Raw genomic sequence first — 3302 nt, 5'->3', positions numbered from 1 at the left:
AACCCTACACAAAGAAATAATTGCGCTTTCCCTGCCGAAGAAGAAAGTACAAGGGCGAGTATGTCGGGATCCTGAAGTGCGGTTAGATCTCCTGCAGAGAGCCAGACTACTTGTGTCCCCATATTTATGATGCTGAGCGTGATGCCCAGTAAGCTTGAGCCTGTGATGAAGGAGTAAAGCTTTGATCGAATGTCTCTGGTTTCTTTGGCAAATACGCGAAGGAAAAGCAAAGTGCCACCAGAAAAGAGGCTACAGCTATAAATAACAGTCTTGAGAGCTGTCAAAAAATATTCCGTATTTTCGATCATATTTATGCTGCCGGCTAAGGAGAAATGGTAAAGGTAATCTGTCCTTTAATGGGGTGCCCGTCTGTGGATATTCCTCGCCATATAACGCGATAGGTTCCTGCACCTAAAGTTGGGGGAAACGCGACTTTCTCCTTGGAGGGCTTCAGGCTTTTATTTTGTTCGAGAGTGATCTCGTTTCCTTGACTGTCTAACAACTTGAAAGCTGTGATTTTGATGGCTTGAGGGAAGATAAGCTTTATTTCTGGTGGTGATTCTTTGAGTACGGTCTCGTTTGCAGGGATTGTGCGTGTAACTTTTGTATGCGCCATACTTATCTCGGAAAAGGATACAACTAATAACAAGGCAAGTATGAACCTGATCGTTTGGCGTATAGAAGTGTAGGCGTGCATAGGTCAGTCAATCTGATTCTGAAGGTTTAGAGGAGAGTATATTCTAGTCCTTACAGCAGCTGTAAGGTCAAGAGGGTTGGTTGAAGGAAGGGCGGTTATTTATTTCAAAGATTACATCCTCCTTGATCTGCAAAAAATAACCCTCATAAGATGTATGTTAATATTTTTTAATACCTTTGATTTAGTGTTCATTGTAGATATGTAAGATATTTGGTTGAAAATACCTTGCCTTTGAAACGCTTTTCTCAAAGAAACTCTTAATCTTTTGAATTATTCGGAAAAAGTAATGACGGAGGTCAATCAAGCTGATTCTATCGAGGCCGAGCAACGAAGTCAGCTGGTGCGTAAGGGGTCTTTGCACTGGGTTCATTGGCTGGTCGTTTTGCTCTCGATTATCTTGACCGTTGGTGCTTGGTATATTGCAAGCGAGCAGGTTGCTCAAAAAAATCAGGAAAAGTTTCAGCGGCAGGTTGAACAAGCTATCGGCTTGGTCGAAGAGAGAATGCATCTTTACGAAAATGCACTTTGGGGTGGAGTTGCGTTTTTGGATGCAAATGGGGGGAAGACAAATTATGCACAGTGGCAGATCTATGCAAATAGCCTTGACTTGGACAAGGTTTATCCCGGTATTAACGGGATCGGTGTGATATATAATATCAAGCCGTCTCAGATGGAAGATTACCTTGCGTCTGAGCGAAAAACGCGCCCGAACTATGCGTTACATCCAAAACATCAAGAAAAAGAATATTGGCCGATTACCTATATTGAACCATCTGAATCAAACGACAAGGCGATTGGTCTTGATATGGCGTTTGAGAGTAACCGCTACACAGCAATCAAAAAAGCAAGGGATACAGGCGGTGCACAAATTACAGGCCCCATTGTATTGGTTCAGGATGCAAAGAAAACACCTGGTTTTTTGTTTTATACCCCTTTTTATGAAGGAGGAAAAAAGCCAAGTACTGTTGATGCGCGTCGGGCAGATATCGTTGGTGTAACTTATGCTCCCTTTATCATGAGCAAACTGATGCTGGGAACGCTGGCGAGTGAAAATCGTCAGGTGCGAATTGCCATTAGTGATAATGAAACTCTGTTGTATGCAGATGATGAACAAGCTGCAGATGTTTTGAATCCTCGGGATGATAATCCGCTTTTTGTTAAAAATGTTGAGATAGAGATGTACGGCAGAACCTGGCTATTCAATATTGAATCCGGTTTAAGCTTCAGAGATGATCCATCAAACGATCAACCCTCTTGGATTTTGATTGGAGGGTTGATTATTGATAGCATGTTGCTCGGGTTGTTTGTCTTCCTGACACGAGTTAATCGTAGTGCCCTTGCCTATGCAGATAAAATGACTGAGGCTCTGAGAGATGAATCGCAACGTTTGATAAAAACAAATCATGATTTAGAGCAGTTCGCTTATGTTGCGTCGCATGACCTCAAAGCACCACTTAATTCTATAAATCAAGTTATTAGCTGGATTGAGGAAGATTGTGGTGATTTGCTCCCTGAAAAATCCAAAGAACATATCGACATGGTCAAAGGCCGCTGCCTGCGTATGATGACTTTGTTGAAAGATTTATTGGACTATTCAAAGGTTGTGAGATTTGCCTATTCCAGTGAACCAGTCTCTTTGCGAAAAATATCTAATGACGTTTTGGTTTTACATGGGAAAGATCAAAAATTTTCCTGCACAGCCCCTGATGTCATGATCAATATACCGCGTATACCATTGGATATTGTATTGCGTAATCTTATTTCGAATACAATTAAACACCATGATAAAGAGAACGGTATTATCACGATCAGCTACGATGAAGGAGAGCAGGGACATTTTATTCGGGTCGAGGACGATGGTCCGGGGATCCCGGATAAGATGCATGGCAAAGCTTTGGAAATGTTTCAAACACTCCAGCCTCGAGATAAGGTCGAGGGAAGTGGTATGGGGCTTGCCATGGTTAAGAAAATTGTTGAACACCACAGGGGGACATTTCAGTTAGAAAAGGGCAGAGAGAGAGGGACTTGCTACATTATTTTTTGGCCTTTTTGAGTAGGGGCATTTTGATAAACGTAACGCTTGAATATATGGAGCTCTATGCATGAAAGCAGATACGAGTGAGATAACCTTATTGCTGGTTGAAGATGATGATATCGATGCCGCATCTATTGAACGCAGCTTTCTAAAGCAGCGGATTGGGAATTCTATTGTCAGGGCTCACGATGGTGTTGAAGCTTTGGAACTATTGAAGAGCGGGGCAGTTTCCTACCCTTTTATGGTTTTACTGGATCTTCAGATGCCAAGGATGAATGGGTTTGAATTTCTTGATAACTTACGTGCGGATCCCGAGCTTGTTGATACCTTGGTTTTCGTTTTGACGACGTCAAAATCCGATCAGGATATGGTTAAAAGTTATAACAAAAAAGTAGCTGGTTATTTTGTAAAAGAAGAAGCCGGGATCAACTTTATTGATGTTGTGAACATGTTTGAAAGTTATTGGCGGGTGTTGCATGTGCCAACCGAACCGCGTGCAATGTAATCGAGTAAGTTTATTGTCGTTGAATTGGATCGCAAATAAATTGTTAGGCGTGTGAATGTTTGATG

The 3302-nt window shown here is 41.9% G+C and carries 4 protein-coding genes; 2 read left to right on the top strand and 2 right to left on the bottom strand.

What is annotated here, in order from left to right:
• Both Q0241_RS20865 and Q0241_RS20860 read right to left on the bottom strand, forming a co-directional pair.
• Window positions 1-308 (bottom strand): hypothetical protein (locus Q0241_RS20865; protein WP_299381015.1); only part of this gene is annotated, 308 nt, incomplete at its 3' end.
• Window positions 309-322: 14 nt separating this feature from the next.
• A complete protein-coding gene (locus tag Q0241_RS20860; protein ID WP_299381014.1) occupies window positions 323-616 on the bottom strand; it encodes a copper resistance CopC family protein in 294 nt (97 codons plus the stop codon).
• A 367-nt stretch (window positions 617-983) separates the two neighbouring features.
• Here Q0241_RS20860 and Q0241_RS20855 point away from each other — a divergent pair, with 367 nt between their 5' ends.
• Window positions 984-2750 carry a CHASE domain-containing protein gene (locus tag Q0241_RS20855; protein ID WP_299381013.1) on the top strand — a complete coding sequence of 589 codons (1767 nt, stop codon included), beginning with the start codon at window positions 984-986 and terminating at the stop codon, window positions 2748-2750.
• Window positions 2751-2799: 49 nt separating this feature from the next.
• The gene (locus Q0241_RS20850; protein ID WP_299381012.1) at window positions 2800-3237 is read left to right on the top strand and encodes a response regulator; all 438 of its coding nucleotides are present in this window, start codon (window positions 2800-2802) and stop codon (window positions 3235-3237) included.
• Window positions 3238-3302 lie beyond the last annotated feature (65 nt).

This window comes from uncultured Kiloniella sp., assembly GCF_937128705.1.
In the GTDB taxonomy this organism is placed as follows: domain Bacteria; phylum Pseudomonadota; class Alphaproteobacteria; order Kiloniellales; family Kiloniellaceae; genus Kiloniella.
Note: the sequence above shows the minus strand (reverse complement) of the source record. Positions and strands in the feature narration are given on the sequence as shown.

Excerpts from the sequence above, each read along its gene's own strand:
- Q0241_RS20860 (WP_299381014.1), bottom strand. The coding sequence starts at position 616 with ATGGCGCATACAAAAGTTACACGCACAATCCCTGCAAACGAGACCGTA.
- Q0241_RS20855 (WP_299381013.1), top strand. The coding sequence starts at position 984 with ATGACGGAGGTCAATCAAGCTGATTCTATCGAGGCCGAGCAACGAAGT.
- Q0241_RS20850 (WP_299381012.1), top strand. The coding sequence starts at position 2,800 with ATGAAAGCAGATACGAGTGAGATAACCTTATTGCTGGTTGAAGATGAT.